Below are 25,138 nucleotides of genomic sequence, written 5' to 3'. Positions count from 1 at the left end.
AAACTGGTTAGCTTTTTATGTCGGATCAGATTAAATCTAGTCCATTAATTTTTCGGCTTGTGCCAAAACTGTGTCGCCATCCATCATGCCATAAGCACGCATGTCGATAACTTCAACAGGAATATCTTTGCCTTCAAGCTTTTGTTGGAATTGTGATAACATGAAACGAACTTGTGGTCCTAACAATAAGACGTCAACGTCGTTAGAAGCAAGTGCGTTGTCAGCATCGCCAGCAGCAGTTGCGAAGATTTTAGCCTCGATACCCTTCTTTTCTGCAGCTTTTTGCATTTTTGTAACTAACAGGCTTGTTGACATACCTGCGCTACATACTAACATGATTGTTTTTTCAGCCATTGTGAAACGCTCCTTTATGTTTGCATGAAAACTTGCTAACCGTTTTCATTATATGAAAATCATACTTCAAATGATCGTTGCTGTCAATGATTTATCATCAAACAATCTGACGATTCACAATTGATTTGCGCCACTTAAAAACCGATATCGTTATTTAAACCAGGTCCAAACTTGGAACCGCATTAAGATCCATTCCGGCAAATGCTTGATGTGTTGCCAATTGAACCGATGCTGCTGCACCGATCATGGCAGCGTTGTCGCCACATAAGCGCAATGGTGGCACGATCAATTCCGTCTGTGGATCGGCAGTCGCCATCGTTGCGGTCAACCGTTCGCGTAAGCCTTGGTTAGCCGCAACGCCGCCGGCAACGACCAACTGTTTAACTGGATGTTCCGCAAGTGCATGCAAGGTTTTTTCGACTAGCACATCGCAGACACTGGCTTGGAAACTCGCGGCTAGATCTGCGCGGTCTAAAGTCTCGCCCAGTTGATCTGCGTGATGAACCGTATTGATAAACGCGCTCTTTAAGCCACTAAAGCTAAAATCAAAATTATCTTCTTTGATCATTGCTCGCGGAAATTTAAACGTATCATTGCCTTGATGAGCCAACTGGTCGACAGCCTTACCCGCTGGATAATTAATTCCTAACACCCGGCCAATTTTGTCGTAGGCCTCACCTGCTGCGTCGTCACGCGTTTCGCCAAGCAGCTGATAGTCATTAGGCGCAGACACATAAACGAGCTCAGTGTGGCCACCAGAGACCACCAGCGCCATGAATGGATAGCTGAGCGGTGTCACCAGTTGCGCCGCATAAATATGCCCAGCTAAATGATTCACTGGGATCAGCGGCAACTTGTGGGCAAACGCGATCGTTTTGGCAGCGGTAATACCGATCAATAAGGAGCCCACTAGTCCGGGACCATAAGTCACAGCGACTGCCGTCAAGTCTTCATAGGTCACCTCGGCTTCATCCAGCGCCATTTGGGTACATTGAATGATTTGCTCGACATGATGACGGCTAGCCACTTCTGGAACCACACCGCCAAAACGTTGGTGACTCTTAATTTGAGTAGCAATAATATTACTCAGTATTTTGTGGCCATCCTCGATGACGGCCACACTAGTTTCATCACAACTTGTTTCGAAAGCTAAGATTAATTCACGATTATTTTTTATCAAAAATGTTCACTCTACTTTTTTAGAAATCTGTCGTTAATTGATTTAAATTTGAAAAATGCGACTCAATCTGCCAATAACAAGCACATGGAAATGGCATCTTCATTATCCAGTGCATAATAATTCTTGCGGATCTTGCGGTCGACGAAGCCTAACTGATGATAAAGATGTTTGGCCGGCTCATTGGTGATCCGCGTTTCTAAGGTCACCTGTTGGCATCCGCGCTGTTTAGCTTGGTCGATCATCAATTGCATCAATCGTCGTCCCAAACCCAAATTTTGCCAAGCGTTTAAAACGGCAATGTTCGTGATATGCAATTCGGTCTCACTAAACCAAGCCCCAACAAAACCGATCAATGTCGCATTCGCATCGTACAAACCAACATACAAATGTTTATACCGCTTATTGATCTCATTCAAAAAAACCAGACGATCCCAAGGAGTCTGGCCAGCATAAACGTCGCGTTCGATCATCAACAGGTCATCCAATGACGCAGCTGTCAACCGGCGGAGATAATAAGTTTGTGTCTGAAGTTGAAATTCTTCCTCAACAAATTCATCACTCGTCGTGGCTTGATTTCGCTGAGGTTGAAAAAGATTTTTAAACTTGTTCAACATAATGCGTAGATTCCTCGTTGGGATGTTTGGCTTGCCAATTAACTTCGGCTTCCGTCTTGCGTAAATAAACTGGGACAAATGCATCGAGATCTGCCACCGGTTTTTGACCTCGGATCAATAAGTCAAAGCCGGACGCAAGTGGCATTCTTTGGGTGCCCTGAGCAAAAATAACGTTCAATTCTGAGAGCTGTTCCTTAAAGTAGGCCTGTTGTTCGGTATTCAGCTCACCACTCAGGATCACTTTTTCAGGTGCTAACTGTTTGATTTGTGCAACGATCAATTGACGCGCTAAATAAGCATCCGCTTGTAACTGCTGTAATTGTTCAGACTGCCACTGATAAAAGCCACTGAAGAAATGATCACGACGAGCGTCGATCAAGGGCACGATCAAAGTGTCATTAATTTGCGACCAAGAAACGGTCAATGCAGCCAAACTTGAGACCGCGTAAATTGGTTTATTGAGTGTCCAAGCCAGAGTTTTCGCCGTTGTGACTGCAATTCGGACGCCCGTATACGAACCGGGTCCAGCCGCCACAACGATCCGGTCCAAGTCATTGGGCTCCAGTTGCGCCAATGCTAAGACTTCTTGAATGGCGGGTAGTAAGGTAACACTATGATTTTTTTTACGGGCTGTCAAAACGGAAGCCACTGGCACACCGTCTTCGATCACAGCCACACTCAGCGGAATCGCCGAGGTATCGATTGCGAGCGTTCGCAAAATAAACGCCTCTTTCATTTAAGTAATAGGAACATTCTACCATAAAAAACACGACGGAAAAAGTTGCACTTGTTAACCGCAACCGCAATTTCTCGTCGCTGTGAATCTGGTGGCACCACGAAATTTACGGGTGCTCACTTTTTTTCCATTGTTCGGGCACAATTCGTTGGGTCAGCCTCAATCGACCGACCGTTTTTAACAAATAATAAATGCCCACGTAATAGATCGGCAACATGATCAATTCTTTCGGCAAACGCGTCCAGAATAACGGCCAGAATGGCGTCTTATACATGTAAAAAAGTAATAAGGTGTTCACCACTAAATTGATGCCTAAGTTGACGACGACTGACAAGGTTGCGATGCGCCAACGACTGATCTGCGGCATCCGTCGATAATCAAGCAACCAGCCATAGATAACACCACTCAGAATGGCAACCACGGTGAACGCGGGATTAAACGCGCCATTAGGAAACAGCGAGGCACCGATCACATCGCTGATCCCACCAGCAAGTCCCGCATACCAAGGTCCGTACCAGTGACCGATCAGCGCACTGACTAAGAAAGTCGCACTGATCTGTAGAAAAGTTGTGCCAAAAGAAAAGCGTCCCACAACTAACCGAACCGCGATGAGAAACGCTAAGTAAACCAATCGCAATAAGGCCGATTGATGAGTTGTAATTTTGTTCATTTTAGACCACTCCTTTGTTGGAGCGCCACTACCCAAATCAACATGTGATTCAAACTAAAGCCTGACTAATGTTCAAGTTTTAAAAGTCGATCACATGATCCGAACGCGGCGAATGCGGCAACTAAATCGCGGATAAACCTTCGTCCAACGTTCACATTCCGTTCCGTCAGCACTTTACGCTTAGTTGCCTACTCCGAATAGACAGATGATAAAGCAATTTATGGCGAAGGACAAGTTATTTGTCTTTCTTTTGACGAATTACCCCTCTTTTTGTGTTAAAATCAGGCTAATCAATCATTAAGAAGGTCAACTATGAAAAAGATTCTCGTCTTACACACCGGTGGCACGATTGCGATGTCCGCCGATCAAACCGGTAATATTTTACCCAACGAACATAACCCTTTACTAGATGCAACAGGTGAATTCTCGGGTAAGCTACAATTGATCACCGAAGAAATCTTCAACTTACCCTCGCCACATATGATTCCTGAACGGATGCTGGAACTGGGAAATCGCATTTTGAAGGCCGAAAAAGAAGGCATCGATGGCGTTGTCGTCACCCACGGAACCGATACGTTGGAAGAGACCGCCTACTTTCTCGATCTGACTTTACCCACACACATCCCTATCGTCGTCACGGGTGCCATGCGCTCATCCAACGAAATCGGTAGCGATGGCTTATACAACTTCCGCAACGCCGTTTGGACGGCTTACGCGGATGCGGCGCGCGACAAAGGCGTGCTGGTGGCGATGAATGATGAAGTTCACACCGCTCGTTTCGTCACGAAAACACACACGACCAATGTGTCGACTTTCCGCACGCCAACGTTTGGCCCGATCGGTTTGATTTCGAAGCAACACGTTCATTTCTATCAAGAATTGATCAATCAAGAAATTTGTCACATCGATCATTTGGCCAACCACGTTTATTTATTAAAGGCTTATGCCGGCATGTCGAGTGAATTATTCGACGCGCTAGATTTACCGACAACCAACGGCCTCGTCATCGAAGCGCTCGGTGCAGGAAATCTACCACCGCAAACATTGCCGGGCATTCAAAGATTGCTCGACCGCAACATCCCCATTGTGCTCGTGTCTCGCTGCTTTAATGGCGTCGCCGAGGATGTCTACGATTATGAAGGCGGTGGCGTCGAGCTGAAGAAAATGGGCATCATTTTCTGCCGCGGCCTCAATGGACAAAAGGCGCGGATCAAACTTTTGGTTGCACTTTCGGCCGGCAAAAAAGGCGCCGAGTTGAAAGCGTACGTCAACAACGCCGTCTCTTAACTCACCGCCAGTTAATTTTTGCTTCTGCTGCTAATTGATCGCCATTCATGATCCGATGCTGCGTCAATAACTCACTTTGCGTGGCCTGGCTACTGATCTCATTACCATAAGTCACTTCGTTATCATACTTGATCGACATCGAATCGATCGTATGTGTCTTCAAGAACTCTAGTGGCAAGCTATCCAGCATCCAGTCGAAGTAATGTGCATTGTTAACGTGATGATTGCTATCAATATCGAAGTACCGCACCCGAAATATCTTAGCTAAAACAGTTTCAGCTTCCCAATCGACTTTCTCGATACGTGGAAAACGGATAACCTCCGGTTTAAATCCAGAGGCTATTTTTTCGGTCAATTCTGCAGGCAGCCGAATCATTTTACGCGCTTTTAAATCGATCACGACCCAGATACTCCGCACAAACGCCAATTCAGCTCCCGCATCATCATGTAACCAGAAATCACGATAACAGAAAAATTTGTTGTACTGTGTAGCACGCGTTTCGGCGGTGACGTGCTCATGTTGTTTCGGCAAACGGGTGATCTTAATTTCATACTGCGTGGTTACCCAACCCAAGCCAAGAGTGCCCATAAAAATGGGACCAACACCTAAACTCGTCAGCTGCCGTTCTGAAGCCAGCACTAAATGATTCATCATTGCCGACAAATGCAGCGTGCCCGTCGGATCACATTCATAAAAAGGAACTACAAAATCTTCTGCATATGTCTCGATTGCCATTATTTTAACCCCAATTTTATTTTTTTAAGCGCAGATACAATTTCCTAATCGGCACTCGAAAGATGATGATAGATTTGATAAACAGCTTGACGACTCAACTGTAATTGTTGCGCAACTTGCTTGATGGCAGGATTGGGCTTGCTACCCTCATTGATCAATGAATCGATCAAGGCAATAATTTCCTCAGGCTCTAAATCGATCGGATCGAGATTTTGGCTTACTTGCTTCGGTCCAGCCAACAGCACGACATACTCCCCACGTGGACTATGTTCTGTATACCAAGCCTGCAATTCACCAATGGTACCGCGCTCGAACGACTCATGGAGCTTGGTTAATTCGCGTCCCAAGACTAATTGTTGCGCTTCGCCAAATGCTTCGGCTAAATCGGTCAGCGTTCGTTGTAAATGATGAGGCGATTCATACAAGATAATCGTCTCTGCATGTAATTTGAAATCGTCTAAAGCTAACTTTAATTCTTTGTTCTTGCGCGGCAAAAAACCATAGAAATAAAATGGTTGTGGTGAAAGTCCCGAAGCGATTAAAGCCGTGACTCCAGCACTAGCACCAGGCAATGGCACCACTGAAATACCTGCCGCAATCGCCGTGTCAACCAATTCGTGACCTGGATCAGAAATCGAAGGCAGGCCAGCATCTGAAACTTGGGCGATGGATTGACCCGCTTGTAATTTTGCAATCAACTCTGGAATTCGCTGTTGCGTATTATGCTCATGAAAGCTGATTTGAGGTGTTTTGATCTCGAAGTGGGCCAGAAGCTTACCCGTGTTGCGCGTGTCCTCTGCGGCAATTAAATCGACCTGTTTAAGCGTGTTAAGGCTACGCATCGTCATATCATCTAAATTGCCGATCGGTGTTGGCACCAAAAAAAGAGTGCCCTGATCTGTAGCTGCAAAGCTCTGTTGAATTTGCAACGAAAGGCCCCCTTTAAGCTTGGTGACTACGACGGTCACCATTACCATAAATTATATTTGTACAAAACGCACAGGGCTCATCGTTTTCACGCCGAGCACCATACATCATGTTGCAGATGTGAAAACCTGCATCGTAAAGTTTTTCAAGGTTACGACGAGATGGCAACATCTCTGGTTTATCACTCTGCCCAGTTTGTTCAGATAATTGATCTAAGCGACCACGCAAATGCTTGTTTTCGATGACCAACTCAGCGTTTTGTTCCAAGACACGATTTAATTCTTGTCGAAACGCCATCAGATCACGAGCAAGACTATCTGCTTCAGTCGCTAAACGCTGAAAATCTGTAAAAGGATCTTGCTGACTCATTTCTAATTTCCCTCTTTAACCGCTATAAGTTGTAACGTTAATTGTTCTATGACACTTTGAAAACTAACATTGGCTTCGAGTTTTCGCCGTAATTGTAACACAAACTCTAAGTCAGTTGCCACTTGTGTTGTCGTCAAAAATGACGCGGCGTTCTCAAAACTATCCTGATGTTGCCGCCAATTTAAAGGCCGCTCTAACCCACTCTTGACCGTTAATAAATCACTAAAGGCCGCAATCAACATGGTCTGCAGTAATTGTTTCAAAGACTCATCCTTGAAGTTCGGCAACAATTGCATTTGCACGAGTGGCATTGCGGTTTCTTTGCCAGTAAACACTTGATTCAACCAACGCCAGAAAATTTTTTGTAAATCGCTGAAATCAATGTTTTCGCTCATCGTTTTAATTTCTGCTAAAGTCATTTGAGTGGCACTCAAAATTTCACTTAACTCAGTCGAAATACCCATTTCTTGGATGGCGCGCTGACGTTCAACTAGAGAAGGCGCCTGAAAGTTGACCACCTGCAACCGTGATTGGATCGTGGGTAAGATCCGCCCCAACCGACTCGTCGTTAAGATGATCAAAATTTGACTAGAAGGCTCTTCTAGAAATTTAAGCAACGAATTGGCTGCTGGAATCGTCATTTTATCCGCATCTTTAATGACAAAAACGCGACGTTGACTCTCAAGACCACTCTTCGATAATTCTTGTTTCAGATAACGAATATCATCGATGCCAATTGTTTTAGTGTCACGACTGATCACCAAATAATCAGGATTATTGCCTTCCTGAATTCGTTGACATTCGGCACACTTTTCGCAGGGTGCACCGTCCTGCAAATTTTCACAAAATAACCGCATCGTCAACCACTGAGCTAGTTCAGACTTACCAGAGTTCGCTGGACCATTGAACAAATAAGCATGACTAAGCTCGTGATTATCGATGACGGATTTAAAATGTTGTTTTAATTCTGCTAAGCTTTCTTTCACGATATCGACGGGATCCTAGAAATGATGGAAAGCATCAACAGGCATGACAAAAACCGTCGCGCCACCGACTTGGACTTCAATTGGGTAAGGCATTGAACTATCACCCATTGGATCCAAGTTTGCTGGTGGTGTAATGAATTGTTGGCGTGCATGTGAAGTTTGCTTGATAATTGAGAGCACTTCGTCGACACGATCGTCTTCGATACCAACAATAAAAGTCGTATTGCCGGACTTGAGAAATCCGCCGGTCGTAGATAATTTCGTTGCCCGAATGTTTGAATCAATGAATTCATTACTCAGAATATTGGCATCTTTATCTTGAACAATAGCGAGAATCAGCTTCATAATAACTCCTCCTATAGTGGAAAATTCATGAATGATTAGAGCAGGATCATTTAACTAAGTATTGCTGAATAATACTAAAGCACTGAGCAGCGACTTGATCGGGTTTCTGGGCCGCGTTGACCGACTTGATCCGTTGAGGATTAGCTGCGACTAATTGTAAATACGCGGCATGTACTCGCTCATGGAAAGCCAGCTTCTCGCCTTCCAAGCGATCAAATCCGGCGCCAATTTTTCTGACCCGTTGTAATCCGACTGCCACCGGTAAATCAAAGTATAGTGTCAAATCTGGGTACACGCCTTGAATGGCGAAATCATTCAATTGTGCCACTGCTTGGGTGCCTAATTGACGACCGCCGCCTTGATAAGCAACCGAACTATCGACATACCGATCACAGAGTACGATCTGATCAGCAGCTAAGGCTGGCTTGATGACCTCGGTGAGATGTTGACGCCGTGATGCGGCATAAAGCAGGGCTTCCGTCCAATCATCCATCTCCGTGTGTTGAGGATCCAGAATGATTTGCCGAATTTCTTCTGCAATTTTACTGCCACCGGGTTCGCGCGTGACGACCACTTTGCGCGAATCAATTGCCTCAATTTTTGAAACGATCGATTTGATTGCGGTCGTCTTGCCAGCACCATCTGGGCCTTCGAATGAGATGAATAATCCTGCCATATTTGCCTCTACTCCATTTTACCTAATTTATTCATAAACAATCACAAAAATGCTCACCATTTCAAAGTCGTCGTGTAATTCCTTCGTGCAAGTTGGTCGCGTGAGTGCCACGATGCCGCGCTTCCACAAATAAGAAATCATATTTTGCGCGTTGTAGTTTCACTTGATTGATCAACAGCGGATCCACATCAATGTCTTGTGTTTCGGTTTGTTTCAACCAAAGCCAATGTTTCTTGGCTGCGTCAATTTGTGCGAGTAAGCGTTGATCCGTTTGTTTCCGTAACCGTAATTTGGGCTTGAAGTTAAACATCTTATATCTCCTGACGACCCTCGACAGCACGCTGCAAAGTCATTTCATCCGCGTATTCGATATCGGAGCCAACAGATAAACCATGCGCAAGTCGAGTCACTTTGATACCCGCGGGTTTGATCAATCGTGCCAAATACATTGCCGTTGATTCCCCTTCTGGCGAGGCGTTGGTCGCGATGATCACTTCATTAACGTCAGATTTCTGCAATCTTTTGATCAATGGCGCAATGTTTAAATCTTCAGGCCCTTTCCCATCCATTGGGGATAAAACACCGTGTAGCACGTGATAGAGGCCTTGATAATCATTCATTTTTTCGAGTGCCATAATATCTTTGGGTTGCTCAACTACTAAAATTTGGGTCTGATCACGGCTCTTATCTCGGCAAATCTCACAGGGATCCTCATCGGTAATGTTGCCACAAATTGAACAATAGTGAAGATCTTTTTTAGCAGCAATCAGGCTGTCGGAAAAGTCTTTAACATCTTCATCATCCATATCAATGGTGTAAAAAGCCAAACGGGTTGCCGACTTGCTGCCAATTCCAGGTAGTTTCATATAACTTTCGATCAATTTCGCGATTGCTTCTGGATATTGCATTACTCACACATCCTACATTAAACCACGAGTATATTTACCCATGGTATTTTCAGTGTCCTGATCAACCTCAGTCAACACTTGATTGAGGGTTTCGATCAATAAATCTTGCAACATTTCTGGATCATCTGGATCGATCACTTTGGCATCGATCGAAATGTCCTTAATTTCGTGTTTGCCGGTCATGGTGACCTTGATCAAGTCATCAGCTGAGGTGCTGGTATATTCTTTGACCTCTAGTTCAGCCTGTGCGCTTTGCATTTCTTTTTGCATCTTCTGCATTTTACGCATCATGTTGCCCATATTCCCAGGATTTGCTCTCATTATTTATCTTCCTTTCATTTTAGACGCTCATTTAATTTGACTCGACTTTAACGATTTGATCACCAAATAATTTAGTGGCTTCATCCACAATTTTAGGTGTTTGTGGTTTTGCAGAAGCAGTTGGATCCTGTGGTTCAGATTCATCGCTCACAGGTTGTGCTTGATGCAACGTTGCGATGTAATCTTTGCGGAGCTTAGGCCATTGATCTTTCTGAACTAAAATAATATTAGCCTGATTATTCATCAATGAATTTAATTCAGACTTTAACGCATCTTGTAAGTCTTGATCCGTGGTCGCAGTGCGCAACGTGAATTCATAAGTAAACGCAACGACGATCGATTCTGGGCTGGCAGCAACCGGCTCGGAGACTTTCATCATCGCCCGTTTAGCCGGCGTCAATTTCGAAAGCAGATCTGGCCACACATCGCGCACAGCAGTCAAACTTTCTTTCGTCGCACTGGCCAAAACCGCATAGACTTGTTGGCGATTAACTTTCACTTCCGCTGAACGATGCGGTGTCGATGTGGTAGTTGCTTTGTGTTGCGGTTGACTCACGCCAGTTTGTTGTAGTTGCTGAATCGTTGCTTTCAGCTGATCGACTTCTTGTTGCAAATGTTCGACTTCCTGAGTATTTGCAGCTGCGGGGGCTTTTTGATTAACGACATTACTTAATTTGACGGTCATGACTTCCAAAAATAAATCACTGTGCGCGCTATTTTTGAGTTGCAGCTGAATTTCATTAGCAATATCGATCATCGTATATAACTGACTCGAACTCAACTCTGAAGCAGCTTCGACCAATTGCGGTGAAAGTTGTCTAAACGAAATTGTTGCTAGCGTGCTTGCGTCATTTTTTTGCAGTAATAAATCCCGCAATAATTCGATGACCCCTTCGAGTAATCGATCCGCAGAGCTGCCGTTCGTAAACAAATCATTGATCTGTGTTAACGCAGGCGTGACTTGATTCTGTAGCACTGCCGTTAAATATTGATCTAATTGGGCGTCGTTGGCATCACCAGTCACTTCCAGCGCATTCTCCAGGGAGACATGGTCATTACCGAAAGAAAGCACCTGATCGAGAATACTCAACGCATCCCGCATGCCGCCGTCAGCTGCCCGGCTGATCACAGTGATTGCTTTTTCATCATAACTGATTTTTTTCTGATCGAGAATTTTCACCAACTGTTCCGAAATATCCGGTGGTGAAATTCTGCGGAAACTAAAATGCTGCGTCCGCGAAATAATCGTTGGTAAAATCTTCTGCACTTCGGTCGTCGCCAGAATAAAGACGACATGTGCGGGTGGTTCCTCTAAAGTTTTAAGCAAGGCGTTGAATGCGCCGGTCGAAAGCATATGAACTTCATCGATAATATAAACTTTGTACTTCGCCTGTGTGGGTGGATATTTTACCTTATCGCGAATATCACGGATCTCATCCACACCGTTATTAGATGCGGCATCGATCTCGATGATATCGGTCAAACGGTTCTCGTTGATGGCCTTGCAAATTTCGCAATGATTACAAGGCTCACCATTATCACTGTTCAAACAGTTGATCGCCTTCGCAAAAATCTTCGCACAGGAAGTTTTCCCCGTGCCACGTGGGCCAGAAAAAAGATAGGCATGGCTGATTTGATTCGTGACAATGGAATTTTTTAACGTTTGAGTCACAATTTTTTGACCGACAACTTCATGGAAGTTTTGTGGACGCCAAACGCGATACAATGCTTGATAAGCCATAGTTCTCCTTCTTTTTAGTGGACACATTTTTTATTTTTTCACATCTGATCCAACACAGTTCCGCCGATCCTAGAAACAACCAGATCGTCGAAACACATGACTTAACTTTAACAAAAAAATGGCCTAATTACCACTAGGCCATTTGAAAATTTGCGCAAAAAAATAAGGCACATGATCCAGCAAACTTAGTGCTGCTTTCTTCCGAATCTGACACAATTCGTGAGCGGATCATTGCCCTAGCCTTTCGGCAATTTCTATTGTAGCGAACTTTGAAATAAAAAGCTACCCATTGGACTGAGTTTTTTTCAGTTGTTTCTGTTTTGCACGGATCGTCCGGAAGAAATCTTGTAGCAATGCTTTTGCTTGTGGCTCCATCACCTGCGGGAAAACAGCCGGTTGATGATTAAATCGTGTATCCGTCAATAAATTTAACAAACTCCCAACGGCACCGGCTTTCGGATCCGCCGCACCAAAATAAACTTCGGCGATTCGGCTATTGATAATTGCCCCCGCACACATTGGACAAGGTTCCAGCGTCACAAATAAACGCGCACGTTCCAAACGCCAACTGCCGACTGCCTGACAGGCCTGCTTGATTGCGAGAATTTCGGCATGATCGGTCGCATCCTGACTGGTTTCACGAAGATTATGACCGCGGCCAATAATTTCGCCATCCAATTCAATGATGGCGCCAATCGGAACTTCGCCGGTAGTTTCAGCTATGCGAGCTTGTTCAAAGGCTGCCCCCATCAAGACTTCCTGCTGTTCAGTTGTAAGTGGATTCATTAAACACTGACCTTTCTGTTAAAAAATGTTAAACTAAAGAAGATCGTTAAACAGGATAATTAAAATAGACACGGTGAAATCTAATGAACAATCAAACAAATGAGTTATTAAACCGCATTAAAAATGCCTTCCCCAATGCCAAACAATTAGAGGGTCCGCAAGACGAACAGCCACAAGAAAAAGTGTGGTCTTTTGGTGGCAGCTGGTTATTATTTAAAACTAGCCAGCTAAGTGCCGACAGTCTGGCATTATTGCAAGCATTGAGTGATCAGCACTATGATACCAGTAATCAACTCAATCGTTGGTATCAATTTTTGACACATCAAACTCAACTACCGCCAAGTTTGACCGATTCCAGCAAACGTGTTCGCTTCATTCAATGTCGGTTAACTTTTCATGACGCGGCGGACCACACTGAGCTCACAGAAGCGCTGACTAACCTCTTTAATCAGGTTGTGACCAATTTTTATTTGAACCCCACAACTTTGGTCATTGTTCAAACAAACGGTCCAGATTCGCTCTCAACGTCCGAATTAGAAAGCATCTTACAAACGATCGAGAGTGATTTCTTCGTTAAAGTTCAAATCTTTCTCGGAAATTTTTGGCCAGTTAGCGAAGAATTAGCGTTAATCTTCAGTGAAGAACAAGCTGTCTTTGCAAAATCAACTTTATCCGTCAGCAGCCTTTCGACGCTTGCCTTAGATTATTACGCGAGACCACAATTACAACAATCCGTCTTGGCGAAACAGCTGAACCAACTACTCAGTCAAGACAACGATATCAAAGACGTGATCATCGCCCTCTATCAGAACGTGGGCAATTTAAGTTCCACCGCGAAACAACTCTTCTTGCACCGAAACACGCTTCAATATCGGCTGGATCGTTTCCACGAAGCGACTAATTTAAATTTAAAAAATATGGACGATTTGGTGCTGTGCTATCTGTTGATCACTTCGTTTAACGATTGATCTCATTAAAGTTTTTCCGCGCGGCTAAGATATAATAGCCTTTATCACGCTTAATAATTTCCACGTTGGGGTACACGGATGCTAATAATTTTTTAGCTGAAGGTGCCCCTTGTTTTTTCTGCAGAACTGCGAAAAAAGTACCGTTTTCATTGAGAAAATCGTGGCTACCTGATAGCATTTGATCAACAACTTTTTTACCCGCGCGGATCGGTGGATTGGTGATGACAAAATCAAATTTTTCTGGTGAAAGTTCTGTATAGGCATCACTTTTTAAAATTTCAACTTGCGCTTTGACGCCGTTTTTTTCGGCATTTTCTGCTGCTAGTGCTAACGCGCGTTCGTTGACATCAACCATCGTGACGAGAATATTGGCCGACAATTTTGCTAATGACAGGCCGATCGGTCCATAACCACAGCCGACATCTAGAACGGTAACTTTTTGAGTCGCCTCCGCTAGAATTTGTGGGGCACTAGCTTTGAGCAACACCATCGTGCCATAATCCACCCGTTCTCGCGAGAAAACCCCGCTGTCTGAAATAAGCGTTAATTTTTGATTCAGTAATTCAAGCGAGATTTCCTGTCGTTCGTGGGCAAGATCTTCGTTGTTTTCGAAATATTGATGTGCCATTTATCTTCCTCATTCTTCGTACAATTTGTCGACATAAACCATTCCCACTATTCTAGCATGTTTATCACCGAATTGAAAAACCGCTCGGCGAAATTGAGCGTCGATATCACGAGTTGGGGGTTTTTTTTTAATAAATACACACCGCCGAATAAAAACGGTTGCTTTTTTGTCAGAAATAGATTATTCTAATGGCACGGACTTACGTAAAGTAAGTAACGAATGGAGGCCTATAAACATGGTAAACGTAGATAAATTAGAATTCGGTATTGAAACTTTCGGTGACATTGTTGCAAATGAAGACGGCAGCTTGCAATCGGCAGCAGAATCGATCCGCCAAATTATTCATGAAGGCGAAATCGCCGACAAATATGGTATCGATGTCATTGGCGTTGGTGAACATCACCGCCCCGATTACAGTGTGTCCAGTCCTGAAACAGTTCTTGCCGCAATTGCATCTGTTACTAAAAACATCAAGTTGGCAACTGCCGTAACTGTCTTAAGTTCCGATGATCCCGTTCGCGTTTATGAACGTTTTGCGACGCTTGATGGGCTCTCTAATGGACGTGCACAAGTCATGCTCGGTCGTGGCTCATTCACAGAATCTTTCCCACTGTTTGGTTACGAATTGACCGATTATGATGATTTATTCAATGAAAAATTAGGACTATACGATGAATTACGCAAAGAAAAAGCAGTTACCTGGTCCGGCAAGTTCCGTGCGTCCCTCACCGACCAAGAAGTTTATCCGAAAACAGAACACGGCGAATTAGAAACTTATATCGGTATCGGTGGTTCACCTGAGTCGATCATTCGTGCCGTTCGTTTCGGCTACAAGGTCATCATTGCCATCATCGGTGGCCAAGCAGATCGTTTCAAGCCATATATCGAATTGTATCATGAGGCGGCTAAGCAACTTAACAAACCCGAATTTCCGATTGCAGTTCACTCGCACGGATTCATCGCAGATGATAAAGATGCCGCTATCGAAGTTGCATTCAAAAACATCAAAGAAAACTTCGACCGCATTGGTTTGACCCGAGGCTGGGCACCAATGAGTCGCGAACAGTTTGATAGCGAAACAAAAGTTGGTTCATTTTATGTTGGTGATCCTGAAACAGTTGCTCAACGTATGGCTCGAACAATTAACCTGCTTGATCTGGGACGTTTCGATCTTGTTTATGGTGCTGGTAACCAAACCGCCGCTCAACGTGAACGCATGATCGAACTCTACGCAACTAAAGTTATCCCTCGTGTGAAAGAAATCCTAACGGAGAAAGAGGCGGCTAAATAATGACAATTAAAAAAGTCGGCATTATTGGTGCAGGAAAAGTCGGAATCGTCCTCGCTGATCTTGCTTTAAGAGCTGGTTATGAAGTTCGAATCTCCGGTTCAGGATCTGTCGGGAAGATTGCACTGATCATCAAAACCTTAGTTCCGGGCGCAATTGCTTCAGAAAATAGTGACGTCGTTGCAAATAGCGACATCATTCTCCTGGCTATTCCCCTCAGCCGTTATAAAAATATCGATCCCGCACTTTTAAGGGGTAAACTCGTGATCGATGCCATGAATTACTGGTGGGAAACAGACGGCATTCGTGAAGAAGTCTTAGCACCCGGCTTGACATCAAGCGAACAAGTACAAGCTTACTTCAAAGACAGCGCGCTTGTGAAAGCCTTCAACCATATGGGCTATCATAATTTACAAGAAGAAGCACAACCCGCAGGATCACCTAAGCGCAAAGCGTTGTTTGTTACCGGCGATGATCGCACAGCAGTCGCTGAAGTCGCCCATTTCGTAGACACCATGGGCTTCGACCAAATCGTTCACTATGACCTCGCTGATGGCATCATGACCGAACCTGGTAGCCCCTTATTCGGAGCTAGCCTCAAATACGATGATCTGAAAGACATCATCGATCATTTCGATCAAACCGAATTCGGTAAGAAAATCGCAGCTTCAGAAAAATAAAGTACGTTAAGCAAATAAAAGAACAAGATACCACTCATCTGATCAATTCATGGATGAGCAGTATCTTATTTTTTTGCAGCGATCATCTGACATGCTCAACCAAAATAAAAACCCACTCCCTCGCCTATAACCAGCGATTGAGTGGGTTTTATTTCGATACAAAGTATCAGAAATTATTTAACAGTGACAGTTGCGCCAACTGCTTCAAGTTTAGCTTTGATTTCTTCAGCTTCTTCAGGAGTAACGCCTTCCTTGACGTTTGAAGGTGCTTTGTCAACTAAGCCTTTAGCATCTTTCAAGCCAAGTTCAGTGATTTCACGAACAGCCTTGATAACCTTAACCTTTTCTTGACCAACTTCTGTTAATTCAACATTAACTTCTGTAGGTTCAGCATCAGCAGCAGGACCAGCAGCACCAGCAGCAGCTACAGGAGCAGCAGCTGAAACGCCAAATTCTTCTTCGATTGCTTTAACTAAATCGTTTAATTCTAGGATCGTTGCATCTTTTAATTGATCAACGATTGCTTGTGTGTCTAAAGCCATGTTATTTTCCTCCAAATAGAAAATTATTTTAGTTTAAATTATGCAGCAGGTTCATCTTTTGCATCAGCAACTGCCTTAACAGCATATGCGACGTTGCGAACAGGAGCTTGTAATACAGAAAGTAACATTGATAAGAGACCTTCGCGACTTGGCAATGAAGCCAATTCGTTGATCGTTGCAAGGTCAGAAACCTTGCCTTCAATGATACCACCCTTGATTTCCAAAGCATCGACGTTCTTAGCAAACTTAGATAAAACACGTGCAGGTGCAACGACGTCATCATATGAAAATGCGACGGCAGTAGGACCAGTAAATGTATCGTCTAAGCCTTCATAACCGGCTTTGTCAGCAGCACGACGTAAATAGGTATTCTTAACGACTTTTAACTCAACACCAGCTTCACGTAATTCCTTACGTAACTCTGTCGCTTGGGCAACAGTCAAACCTAAATAATCGACAACAACTGCAGACTTAGCACGACTAAATTTATCATAGATATCATCAACGATAACAGCTTTTGTAGCGATAATTGATTCGCTCATTAATTTCACCTCCACTTATTATTGTTTCTTCTAGCCATTTAACCAAATTAAAACCTCTGTGTCCAAAGACACAGAGGTTAACTGACGTTATCATCTGGCCTCGGCAGGATATTGAGACATAAAGTCACCTGAGTCTTAGGTAGAAAAAATATTCTTATTTAAAGATATCACTTTAATAAGTGCTTGTCAAACAAGTCTAAGCACATTCAATGACGCGCGGACATTACGAAATGTAACGCCCTAGCCTCACAAAGTTATGCTTAAAGCGAATTAGATTCAACCGCAAGACCAGGACCAAATGTTGAAGTCAAAGTGATGCTCTTGATGTAGTTACCTTTAGCAGCAGCTGGACGAGCACGTAAAATAACTTCGTTGAAAGCCTTGAAGTTCTCAAGTAACTTATCAGCGTCGAAACTAATTTTACCAATAGGTGCATGGATCAAGCCAGCCTTATCAACACGATAAGTAACCTGACCTGCTTTAACATCATTGATAGCCTTAGTAACGTCCATTGTAACAGTACCCGTCTTAGGGTTAGGCATTAAGCCTTTAGGTCCTAAGACACGGCCTAAACGACCAACTTTGGCCATCATAGGTGGTGTCGCAACGGCAACATCAAAGTCTAACCAACCTTCTTGGATCCGTTGAACTAAATCATCGGAACCAACAACGTCGGCACCAGCTGCCTCTGCAGCCTTAGCTTGGTCACCTTCAGCGAAAACGATCACCTTTTGTGACTTACCAGTACCGTTAGGGAGCACAATGGCACCACGAATTTGTTGATCTGCTTGTTTAGGGTCAACAGAAAGATTGTAGGCAACTTCAACAGTTGCATCAAACTTTGCAAAATCAACTTTCTTTAATAATTCAACTGCCTCGGCAGCATCATATTGTTTGTTTTTTTCAACTTGCTTTAATGCTTCAGTATACTTTTTGCCATGTTTTGGCATATTTTTTCCTCCTTGCAAATGTGGTCAAATGGACGTTTGGTCCTCCCACTTGATTAAACAACTTTCACTGTTTATCCGACTGTCAATTAGTCAGTGACTTCAAAGCCCATGCTTCTTGCAGTACCTTCAACCATGCGCATTGCTGCTTCTACATCAGCGGCGTTTAGGTCTTGCATTTTGGTTTCAGCGATTTGGCGAACTTGATCTTTGGTTACCTTAGCAACCTTTTTCGTATTCGGTTCACCTGAACCATGCTCTACACCGGCAGCTTTCTTCAATAAAGTTGCAGCTGGTGGTGTCTTAGTAACGAAGTCGAATGAACGATCCTCATATACTGTAATTACAACAGGAATAATCATACCCGCTTGATCAGCAGTCCGTGCATTAAAGTCTTTAGTAAAGCCCATAATATTAATACCGGCTTGACCTAATGCTGGTCCTACTGGAGGAGCTGGTGTTGCTTTCCCTGCAGGAATTTGTAACTTAACAATGTTTGCTACTTTTTTTGCCACGAGACAAAACCTCCTTAGTCCGTGTTGTGGTTATGATGGAGATAGTAATTTCTCCTCCCACATGTATCAAAACACACTTGAATAATATAGCATACTCACGACCGAAATAGCAATAGGTTTAGACTAACTTATCGACTTGATCGTAATCTAATTCTGTACTCGTTTCCCGACCAAACATATCGATGTTAACTTTAAGTTTGAGTTTTTCAGGATCGACTTCGGTAATTTTACCAGTCAAATTAGCAAAAGCACCTTCGACGATCTTGATCGTTTCGCCGTCAGAAAATTCAATGTCACTGTGGCGTTTGCTGATTCCAAGATCATGCAAGATATGTTCGATTTCACTATCAAGTAATGGTGCAGGCTTACTACCAGAACCGTGACTACCAACGAATCCAGTCACACCAGGTGTATTCCGCACAATGAACCAAGCCTGGTCAGTCATGACCAGTTCAACTAGAACATAACCAGGAAACGTTTTGTGTATTTCAGTTTTTTCTTTACCGTTCTTAATTTCTTGCTCTTCTTGTTCTGGGACGATCACGCGAAAGATATTGTTTTCCATTCCCATTGATTGGGCACGTGATTCCAGGTTAGCTTTAACTTTATTTTCGTAGCCTGAATAAGTATGTAATACATACCAGCGTTTAGCGATCGATTCGACCATTTTTTATCATCCTTTTTCCAAAATAAAAAAACTCCGCTCACACGAAGTTTTTTCTCAATAGCTATATTTTAACAGACTTCCCAAAATAAGCAACGCAAACATACTTACAACCACTGAAAAAGCTGTTTACTTCAAAATAAATTGTGTTAATCCTGAGTTGATCAGGAAGTCGCACAACGCGAAAAATAACGCAAATAAGATTGAAGTCGAAACAACCGTCCAGTTATCGTGACGCGTTTGTTTCATAGTTGGCCATGTGACCAATTTCATTTCGTGACCAACGCTACCGAAAAATTTAAAAAAACGTTTCATTCTCAAAACTCCTTATCAATAAGCTAGGACTACGATCAAATCATTAACGCGTTTCTTTATGCAAGGTATGCTTTCCACAATGCTTACAGAACTTGCGAACTTCCAAACGCTCTGCTCGTTGGTTATTCTCAGTAATCATATAATTTCGCGATCCACAGACCGTACAAGCCAATGCTACTTTCTTAACAGACATGTTATACCACCTTAATTAATACTTCTAAATTTAGCATAAATAAGCTTTAAAATCAATCGAATTGATAGATAAAGGCACATTGGCACGAAATTTTAGTCCGCAGAAGCATGGAAATTGAACTCATCCGGCTTAAAAACGCAAACGATTTAACTCAGTAGCGCTTATCTAAAGGCGTATGCGGCCATTCGCGGTTCTCCTGAATGAGATGTAATTTAAGCTTCTGATGACAGCGTTCGACCGCTCTAGCTAATTGTTTCTCGGTACAATCCAACAACTCACAAACTTCAGCGGCCTTCTTTTGATTGACCATAACTTGAAAAGCCTGCAACTCCAAATAAGACAGACTTGTTAAATAACGATTCAAGTTGAGTTGCTGAACAATAACCGGTTCGGCTGCGAACGGACGCCGAAATGTTGCTTCGCTTTCTTGGATCAACATTTCATCCAATGAGTTACACATTTGATTGGACAGCCGCTTGGTCGCCAATTCATGGCGCAAAATGTTACGCAAATGATTATATAAACGTAACCTGAAAAACGAACTGAATTGGCAGTTATGATTGGTTTCGTAAAGCAAGCAGGTCTCGTAACAAACGATCCGCGCCTCTTGCAACCAATCATCTCGATCAAAATCACGCAAATAAAACTTAGACATCGCCAAATTGATCATTGGCCGATATTTGATCAGTAATGACTCCAGGGCAGCGGAATCACTACAATTTTGAACAGCTCTAATTAATTCTAACTCTTCGGAATTAGAACACATAAAAGTCACCCCTTTTACGGGCGATTTTTGACATCTTCATTCTAGCCGAAGGTTAGCTTGTTTAAAAGAGAACTAGTGTTTATTATACAATAAATTTCCAAAATGAGATTTGAAAATCACTTTTCAAGCGGATGACGTTGATCAAAAATATGATAAAGCAAAATCGAAGTGGCCACACTCGCATTCAAACTCTGAACATGACCGATCATTGGAATCGTAACCATGCCATCGACTTTTTTGGCAACAAGCGGTGAAATTCCCTTGCCTTCATTGCCGATCACTAAAGCAATCGGTCCTTGGCTATTCCATTGACGATAATCTTCGCCAGCCATTGCAGTTCCAAACGTCCAGACACCCTGTTCTTTCAACTGATCAATGGTTGCCGAGATGTTAGTCACCCGCGCAACCAAGACGTGCTCCAGAGCGCCCGCGGCCGTTTTGGCAACGACACCGGTGATCCCTACCGCTCGGCGTTTAGGAATGATGACACCATGAGCACCGATCGCATCTGCTGTCCGTAAAATCGAACCAAGATTATGCGGGTCGTTTAGATTATCTAAAATCAATAACAGTGGTGGTTCATCGGCAGCTTTAGCTTTTGCCAAAATGTCTTGAACGGTATGGTATTGATAAGGTGATAGCGTCAACAAAATCCCTTGATGATTGGCGCGGTCGGTCAGATCGTCGAGTTTGGCTTTAGGTACTTCTTGCAACACCAGTTTTTGCTCGCGGGCAAATTTCTGCGCTTCAGTAGCAATATCGCCGTGCAATCCTTTTTGTAGAAATATTTTATTGACTGTTTTGGGATCACCCGAGTGAATAAATTCTAAGGCTGCATGCTTCCCGTAGATAAAATCGGCCTCGGGTTCATCGTTCTCATCTTGATTTTTAGCTGTTGGTTCTTCACGTCGTGTCGGTTTCTCGAAACTTCTTTTGGGCTTACCGGTACTTTTGCCACGTCGATTCGAATCGACTGGCTTTTTTGACGATGGAAATTGACGATTACTCATTATTTGCTAACTCCTTTTCAACCTGATCGATACACCAAGTTGCCAGTTGCGCGATCCGCTCATCCTGATCGGTCAGCTTCAAGTAACCAAAGAGTGCTTCAAATCCGGTCGACATTCTATAGGTGATCACATCAGTGTGTTTGGCCTTGGTATAACTTTTTGCATTGCGTCCACGATGATAGACACCAATTTCAGCGTCTGACAACAACGATTCTTGTTGTAATTGATCGATCAGGCGTGCCTGTGCTTTCGCAGAAACAAATTTGACCGCTTGCTTTTGTAATTGGTTAGGCCGGGTAACGCCCTTTTCAAGTAAATGAATCCGGACGAAAACTTCATAAACGCCATCACCTAAGTAAGCTAAGGCAATGCCGTTAAGTTCATTGGCTAATTGTTGACTCATTGTTGGCGCCACCGGCTTCCTTGAGGTGTGTCTTCGAGAATGATCCCCTGTTCAGCAAGCTCATCACGAATTTGGTCGCTAGTCGCGTAGTCTTTGGCAGCTCGAGCCGCATTGCGTTTAACGATCAACGCCGCAATATCGCTCTTAAGATTATCTTCTTGAGCCAAATTTAGGCCAAAAATTGCCAAAAATTGCTCGAGTTGGCCGACTAAATCAACGATGCTGTCCAATTTAACAGTATTCGCGGCAGCATAATTATTCATTTCACGTAGGAAATCATGAATGACGACCAACCCGTTTTGAACGTTGAAATCATCATCCATCGCTTCGATAAATTGCGCGCGATATTCGGCAATAGCAGCCGCAATCGCCTCATCCGTTCCGGCCGTTGCATCTTGACGGCGATACAACAAGTTTGCCCGGGCGATTTTAAACCGTTGGACTTCACTCAGCGCGTCTTCAATGCCATCTTCAGTGTAACGAATTGGGCGACGATAATGGGTCGCCGACATGAAGAAGCGAACAGATTGATGATCATATTTAGCCAAGACTTCGTGTGCGGTCACGAAATTTCCTAGTGACTTACTCATCTTTTCATCATCACTACCGATGGTCACAAAACCATTATGCAGCCAATAATTGACGAATTTTTTACCCGTATGGCTTTCACTCTGGGCAATTTCGTTCTCGTGATGTGGGAATGCAAGATCCTCGCCTCCACCATGAATATCAATGGTTTCGCCTAAATACTTGCTTGCCATTACGGAACATTCAATATGCCAACCTGGAGATCCAGGACCCCAAGGTGATTCCCATGCCACTTCATTAGGCTTCTGGGCTTTCCAGAGCGCAAAATCAACGGGATCTTCCTTGCGTGCCGTTTCTTCGTCAGCGGTTCGCTGACTCGCACCGACTTCTAACCGATCTAATGATTGATGTGAGAGTTCACCGTAATCGGTGAATTTTCGCGCACGGAAATAAACGTCACCCTCAACTTCATAAGCATCGTCTTTAGCAATCAGATCCTGAATAAAATCGATGATTTCTTGAATGTTTTCAGTCGCACGCGGATGATAAGTCGCGGGTTCAATATTTAAGGCATTCGTATCTTCGTTGAATTTGGCAATATATTTAGCCGCAACTGCTGCCACACTGATGTTTTCAGTTTCGGCGGTGCGTGCTAATTTCTCACCAATATCGGTAAAATTAGAAATATAATCAACGCGATAACCACGAAATTCTAGGTAACGTCTAATCGTGTCAAACGCCACCGCACTGCGCGCATTACCGATATGAATGTAATTATAAACGGTCGGACCACAGACATACATCTTAACCACGTTTGGGGTCAACGATTTGAATGTTTCTTTTTGTCGAGTCATGGTGTTATAAACACGTAACAATTGGTTCCCCTCCATTACCAGCGATAAAAAAGCTCAAGAACTGAGCTTCTCGCCGTTCTTGAGCCTATTGTATCATAAATTATGCTTTCATTTGTGCTAATGTTTCATCAATATGATGGAGCGTCTTCTTCAATCCAAGCAATTCGACGGACTCCCCTAATTGAGGACCATGCATTGAACGTGTCGTCGCAATTCGGATCGGCATATACAACTTACGACCTTTAACACCAGTATCGTGTTGGACTTGTTTAACAACCTTCATGATCTGAACGGAAGTGAATTGTGGTAACTCACTAATACCAGCACGGAATGCATCAAGCACTGGCAAAGCATCGTCATCGGCTAGTTCTTTCATAGCCGTTTCGTCTAATTGATCTGGCTCTTTGAAGAAAATATCAGAAAGCTCAACAATTTGTGCAGCAAAACTCATCTGATCTTTATATAAAGCAATCAACTGACGTGCCCATTCAACCTGATTGGGCTCTGGGTTTTCAGGAATTTTGCCAGCCTTGATCAATTCGTAAAGACTTAAATCAGTAATCAATTCACTGTCTGATTTTTTGACATACTGGTTGTTGACCCATTCCAGCTTCTTGCCATCAAATGACGCAGGTGATTTACTTAAACGTTTCTCATCGAATTCCTTGATCAATTCTTTGCGAGTAAAGATTTCGTTGGTGCCAACTGGTGACCAACCTAATAAGGCAATGAAGTTAAACATGGCATCAGGCAAGTATCCTAATTCTCGATATTGTTCGATGAACTGGAGAACACTCTCATCACGTTTGCTTAATTTCTTACCCGTTTCTGTGTTGATGATCAAAGTCATATGGCCGAACACGGGTGGTGTCCAACCGAATGCTTCGTAGATCATCAATTGTTTTGGTGTGTTGGCAATATGATCATCCCCACGCAAAACGTGGCTGATTTTCATCATGTGATCATCAATGACAACGGCAAAATTATAGGTTGGCATGCCATCGCGTTTACGAATAACAAAGTCGCCACCGACACTTTCCGAATCAAAACTAATTTGACCTTTAACTAAGTCTTTGAATTTATAAGTGTGATTTTCTGGAACATGGAAACGAATGACCGGCTCCAAACCTTGGGCCTTCGCATCCGCGATCTTCTCAGCCTTCTGTGCATCAGTCAAACCAGCATATTCGTAAACATAGTGAGGCATTTCGCTGTTTGCACGTTGTTTCTCGCGTTCAGCTTCTAGCTCATCTTCGGTTTTGAAAGATTCATAAGCCTTGCCTTCATCAATTAATTGTTGAATTAATGGTGCATAAATCGACATCCGTTCTGATTGACGGTAGGGACCATAATCGCCACCGATATCAGGACCTTCATCCCAATCCATGCCTAACCATTTCAGGTTTTCGAGCTGACTTTGTTCGCCACCCTCGATATTACGCTTAGTATCCGTATCCTCGATCCGAATAATAAACTTACCCTTGTTGTGACGTGCGAACAAATAGTTAAATAACGCCGTCCGCGCGTTACCAATATGGAGATGACCTGTTGGACTTGGTGCATAACGAACACGAATTTCTTCATTTGCCATGTTACAAAAACTCCCTTATTTATAAAAAATATCAAATACTAGTGTAACGATTTTACCGCTATAAAACA

33 protein-coding genes, 1 other RNA gene, 1 riboswitch and 1 other annotated feature are annotated in these 25,138 nt (G+C 43.4%); of the genes, 4 read left to right on the top strand and 30 right to left on the bottom strand.

What is annotated here, in order from left to right; translation table 11 throughout:
* Nucleotides 1-36 precede the first annotated feature (36 nt).
* From EKM67_RS04360 to EKM67_RS04340, 5 genes are all read right to left on the bottom strand, one after another.
* On the bottom strand, nucleotides 37-354 hold the full coding sequence (locus EKM67_RS04360) for a PTS sugar transporter subunit IIB (protein WP_125577654.1): 318 nt from the start codon (nucleotides 352-354) through the stop codon (nucleotides 37-39).
* Nucleotides 355-508: 154 nt separating this feature from the next.
* Nucleotides 509-1,531 carry a tRNA (adenosine(37)-N6)-threonylcarbamoyltransferase complex transferase subunit TsaD gene (tsaD, locus tag EKM67_RS04355; RefSeq protein WP_125577675.1) on the bottom strand — a complete coding sequence of 341 codons (1,023 nt, stop codon included), beginning with the start codon at nucleotides 1,529-1,531 and terminating at the stop codon, nucleotides 509-511.
* 65 nt (nucleotides 1,532-1,596) lie between these two features.
* Nucleotides 1,597-2,148, bottom strand: a complete 552-nt coding sequence (gene rimI, locus EKM67_RS04350; protein ID WP_164506561.1) for a ribosomal protein S18-alanine N-acetyltransferase — start codon at nucleotides 2,146-2,148, stop codon at nucleotides 1,597-1,599.
* Nucleotides 2,132-2,866, bottom strand: a complete 735-nt coding sequence (gene tsaB / locus EKM67_RS04345) for a tRNA (adenosine(37)-N6)-threonylcarbamoyltransferase complex dimerization subunit type 1 TsaB (RefSeq protein WP_164506560.1) — start codon at nucleotides 2,864-2,866, stop codon at nucleotides 2,132-2,134. The genes rimI and tsaB overlap by 17 nt, the downstream gene beginning before the upstream one ends.
* A 124-nt stretch (nucleotides 2,867-2,990) precedes the next feature.
* Entirely contained in the window at nucleotides 2,991-3,554 is a 564-nt protein-coding gene (locus EKM67_RS04340) for a folate family ECF transporter S component (protein WP_125577648.1), read from the bottom strand.
* Nucleotides 3,555-3,658: 104 nt separating this feature from the next.
* Nucleotides 3,659-3,752: riboswitch (THF riboswitch) on the bottom strand.
* A gap of 114 nt (nucleotides 3,753-3,866) precedes the next feature.
* Here EKM67_RS04340 and EKM67_RS04335 point away from each other — a divergent pair.
* Entirely contained in the window at nucleotides 3,867-4,841 is a 975-nt protein-coding gene (locus EKM67_RS04335) for an asparaginase (protein ID WP_125577646.1), read from the top strand.
* Between the two features lies 1 nt (nucleotide 4,842).
* On the opposite strand, the gene EKM67_RS04330 is transcribed toward EKM67_RS04335, so the two are convergent.
* The 12 genes from EKM67_RS04330 to tadA form a co-directional block, all read right to left on the bottom strand.
* Nucleotides 4,843-5,577, bottom strand: coding sequence for an acyl-[acyl-carrier-protein] thioesterase (locus EKM67_RS04330; RefSeq protein WP_125577644.1), 735 nt, complete (start codon nucleotides 5,575-5,577; stop codon nucleotides 4,843-4,845).
* A 44-nt stretch (nucleotides 5,578-5,621) separates the two neighbouring features.
* Nucleotides 5,622-6,506: a 16S rRNA (cytidine(1402)-2'-O)-methyltransferase gene (gene rsmI, locus EKM67_RS04325; RefSeq protein ID WP_125577642.1), complete on the bottom strand. Its 885-nt coding sequence runs from the start codon at nucleotides 6,504-6,506 to the stop codon at nucleotides 5,622-5,624.
* A gap of 13 nt (nucleotides 6,507-6,519) precedes the next feature.
* Nucleotides 6,520-6,873: a DNA replication initiation control protein YabA gene (locus EKM67_RS04320; protein WP_125577640.1), complete on the bottom strand. Its 354-nt coding sequence runs from the start codon at nucleotides 6,871-6,873 to the stop codon at nucleotides 6,520-6,522.
* Between the two features lie 2 nt (nucleotides 6,874-6,875).
* The gene (gene holB / locus EKM67_RS04315) at nucleotides 6,876-7,859 is read right to left on the bottom strand and encodes a DNA polymerase III subunit delta' (protein WP_164506559.1); all 984 of its coding nucleotides are present in this window, start codon (nucleotides 7,857-7,859) and stop codon (nucleotides 6,876-6,878) included.
* A gap of 15 nt (nucleotides 7,860-7,874) precedes the next feature.
* Nucleotides 7,875-8,204: a cyclic-di-AMP receptor gene (locus tag EKM67_RS04310; RefSeq protein ID WP_125577637.1), complete on the bottom strand. Its 330-nt coding sequence runs from the start codon at nucleotides 8,202-8,204 to the stop codon at nucleotides 7,875-7,877.
* 46 nt (nucleotides 8,205-8,250) lie between these two features.
* The gene (gene tmk / locus EKM67_RS04305) at nucleotides 8,251-8,880 is read right to left on the bottom strand and encodes a dTMP kinase (RefSeq protein WP_125577635.1); all 630 of its coding nucleotides are present in this window, start codon (nucleotides 8,878-8,880) and stop codon (nucleotides 8,251-8,253) included.
* Between the two features lie 61 nt (nucleotides 8,881-8,941).
* A complete protein-coding gene (locus tag EKM67_RS04300; protein ID WP_125577633.1) occupies nucleotides 8,942-9,190 on the bottom strand; it encodes a YaaL family protein in 249 nt (82 codons plus the stop codon).
* A gap of 1 nt (nucleotide 9,191) precedes the next feature.
* Nucleotides 9,192-9,788 (bottom strand): recombination mediator RecR, encoded by a 597-nt coding sequence (recR, locus tag EKM67_RS04295; protein WP_125577631.1) that lies wholly within the window; start codon nucleotides 9,786-9,788, stop codon nucleotides 9,192-9,194.
* Between the two features lie 12 nt (nucleotides 9,789-9,800).
* The gene (locus EKM67_RS04290) at nucleotides 9,801-10,109 is read right to left on the bottom strand and encodes a YbaB/EbfC family nucleoid-associated protein (protein ID WP_164506558.1); all 309 of its coding nucleotides are present in this window, start codon (nucleotides 10,107-10,109) and stop codon (nucleotides 9,801-9,803) included.
* Between the two features lie 31 nt (nucleotides 10,110-10,140).
* Nucleotides 10,141-11,850 (bottom strand): DNA polymerase III subunit gamma/tau, encoded by a 1,710-nt coding sequence (gene dnaX, locus EKM67_RS04285; RefSeq protein WP_125577627.1) that lies wholly within the window; start codon nucleotides 11,848-11,850, stop codon nucleotides 10,141-10,143.
* 150 nt (nucleotides 11,851-12,000) lie between these two features.
* Nucleotides 12,001-12,098: signal recognition particle sRNA small type (gene ffs, locus EKM67_RS04280), an RNA gene on the bottom strand.
* A gap of 34 nt (nucleotides 12,099-12,132) precedes the next feature.
* A complete protein-coding gene (gene tadA, locus EKM67_RS04275) occupies nucleotides 12,133-12,636 on the bottom strand; it encodes a tRNA adenosine(34) deaminase TadA (RefSeq protein ID WP_125577625.1) in 504 nt (167 codons plus the stop codon).
* A gap of 83 nt (nucleotides 12,637-12,719) precedes the next feature.
* Here tadA and EKM67_RS04270 point away from each other — a divergent pair, with 83 nt between their 5' ends.
* Nucleotides 12,720-13,604, top strand: a complete 885-nt coding sequence (locus tag EKM67_RS04270; protein ID WP_125577623.1) for a helix-turn-helix domain-containing protein — start codon at nucleotides 12,720-12,722, stop codon at nucleotides 13,602-13,604.
* Here EKM67_RS04270 and EKM67_RS04265 read toward each other — a convergent pair.
* Complete coding sequence (locus EKM67_RS04265; protein ID WP_125577621.1) at nucleotides 13,594-14,232, bottom strand: class I SAM-dependent methyltransferase; 639 nt, start codon at nucleotides 14,230-14,232, stop codon at nucleotides 13,594-13,596. The two genes, EKM67_RS04270 and EKM67_RS04265, sit on opposite strands and share 11 nt — an antisense overlap.
* Before the next feature lie 235 nt (nucleotides 14,233-14,467).
* On the opposite strand from EKM67_RS04265, the gene EKM67_RS04260 reads away from it, so the two are divergent.
* Together EKM67_RS04260 and EKM67_RS04255 are read left to right on the top strand one after the other, a co-directional pair.
* Nucleotides 14,468-15,523: an LLM class flavin-dependent oxidoreductase gene (locus EKM67_RS04260; protein WP_125577619.1), complete on the top strand. Its 1,056-nt coding sequence runs from the start codon at nucleotides 14,468-14,470 to the stop codon at nucleotides 15,521-15,523.
* The gene (locus EKM67_RS04255) at nucleotides 15,520-16,200 is read left to right on the top strand and encodes an NADPH-dependent F420 reductase (RefSeq protein WP_125577616.1); all 681 of its coding nucleotides are present in this window, start codon (nucleotides 15,520-15,522) and stop codon (nucleotides 16,198-16,200) included. The genes EKM67_RS04260 and EKM67_RS04255 overlap by 4 nt, the downstream gene beginning before the upstream one ends.
* A 173-nt stretch (nucleotides 16,201-16,373) precedes the next feature.
* Here the strand turns inward: EKM67_RS04255 and rplL are convergent, their stop codons facing one another.
* The 12 genes from rplL to gltX all read right to left on the bottom strand — a co-directional run bounded on the left by rplL (nucleotide 16,374) and on the right by gltX (nucleotide 25,070).
* Nucleotides 16,374-16,742, bottom strand: coding sequence for a 50S ribosomal protein L7/L12 (rplL, locus tag EKM67_RS04250; protein WP_125577614.1), 369 nt, complete (start codon nucleotides 16,740-16,742; stop codon nucleotides 16,374-16,376).
* A 38-nt stretch (nucleotides 16,743-16,780) separates the two neighbouring features.
* A complete protein-coding gene (gene rplJ / locus EKM67_RS04245; protein ID WP_125577612.1) occupies nucleotides 16,781-17,284 on the bottom strand; it encodes a 50S ribosomal protein L10 in 504 nt (167 codons plus the stop codon).
* Between the two features lie 38 nt (nucleotides 17,285-17,322).
* Nucleotides 17,323-17,442 (bottom strand) — a sequence feature (ribosomal protein L10 leader region).
* Between the two features lie 102 nt (nucleotides 17,443-17,544).
* On the bottom strand, nucleotides 17,545-18,234 hold the full coding sequence (rplA, locus tag EKM67_RS04240; RefSeq protein ID WP_125577610.1) for a 50S ribosomal protein L1: 690 nt from the start codon (nucleotides 18,232-18,234) through the stop codon (nucleotides 17,545-17,547).
* An 86-nt stretch (nucleotides 18,235-18,320) separates the two neighbouring features.
* Nucleotides 18,321-18,746, bottom strand: a complete 426-nt coding sequence (gene rplK, locus EKM67_RS04235) for a 50S ribosomal protein L11 (RefSeq protein ID WP_125577608.1) — start codon at nucleotides 18,744-18,746, stop codon at nucleotides 18,321-18,323.
* A gap of 118 nt (nucleotides 18,747-18,864) precedes the next feature.
* Nucleotides 18,865-19,413: a transcription termination/antitermination protein NusG gene (gene nusG / locus EKM67_RS04230; RefSeq protein ID WP_125577606.1), complete on the bottom strand. Its 549-nt coding sequence runs from the start codon at nucleotides 19,411-19,413 to the stop codon at nucleotides 18,865-18,867.
* Nucleotides 19,414-19,539: 126 nt separating this feature from the next.
* A complete protein-coding gene (gene secE / locus EKM67_RS04225) occupies nucleotides 19,540-19,725 on the bottom strand; it encodes a preprotein translocase subunit SecE (protein WP_125577604.1) in 186 nt (61 codons plus the stop codon).
* A gap of 43 nt (nucleotides 19,726-19,768) precedes the next feature.
* The gene (gene rpmG, locus EKM67_RS04220; protein WP_125577602.1) at nucleotides 19,769-19,918 is read right to left on the bottom strand and encodes a 50S ribosomal protein L33; all 150 of its coding nucleotides are present in this window, start codon (nucleotides 19,916-19,918) and stop codon (nucleotides 19,769-19,771) included.
* Nucleotides 19,919-20,069: 151 nt separating this feature from the next.
* The gene (locus tag EKM67_RS04215; protein ID WP_125577600.1) at nucleotides 20,070-20,684 is read right to left on the bottom strand and encodes a sigma-70 family RNA polymerase sigma factor; all 615 of its coding nucleotides are present in this window, start codon (nucleotides 20,682-20,684) and stop codon (nucleotides 20,070-20,072) included.
* Between the two features lie 116 nt (nucleotides 20,685-20,800).
* Complete coding sequence (rlmB, locus tag EKM67_RS04210) at nucleotides 20,801-21,694, bottom strand: 23S rRNA (guanosine(2251)-2'-O)-methyltransferase RlmB (RefSeq protein ID WP_125577598.1); 894 nt, start codon at nucleotides 21,692-21,694, stop codon at nucleotides 20,801-20,803.
* Nucleotides 21,687-22,097, bottom strand: coding sequence for a Mini-ribonuclease 3 (locus EKM67_RS04205; protein WP_125577596.1), 411 nt, complete (start codon nucleotides 22,095-22,097; stop codon nucleotides 21,687-21,689). The genes rlmB and EKM67_RS04205 overlap by 8 nt, the downstream gene beginning before the upstream one ends.
* Nucleotides 22,094-23,500 (bottom strand): cysteine--tRNA ligase, encoded by a 1,407-nt coding sequence (cysS, locus tag EKM67_RS04200; RefSeq protein WP_125577594.1) that lies wholly within the window; start codon nucleotides 23,498-23,500, stop codon nucleotides 22,094-22,096. The genes EKM67_RS04205 and cysS overlap by 4 nt, the downstream gene beginning before the upstream one ends.
* Before the next feature lie 79 nt (nucleotides 23,501-23,579).
* Nucleotides 23,580-25,070 carry a glutamate--tRNA ligase gene (gltX, locus tag EKM67_RS04195; RefSeq protein WP_125577593.1) on the bottom strand — a complete coding sequence of 497 codons (1,491 nt, stop codon included), beginning with the start codon at nucleotides 25,068-25,070 and terminating at the stop codon, nucleotides 23,580-23,582.
* Nucleotides 25,071-25,138: the final 68 nt, after the last annotated feature.

This window comes from Lapidilactobacillus mulanensis (assembly GCF_003946215.1).
GTDB classification, from domain to species: Bacteria; Bacillota; Bacilli; order Lactobacillales; family Lactobacillaceae; genus Lapidilactobacillus; species Lapidilactobacillus mulanensis.
This window is presented reverse-complemented; position numbering and strand designations above follow the sequence as displayed.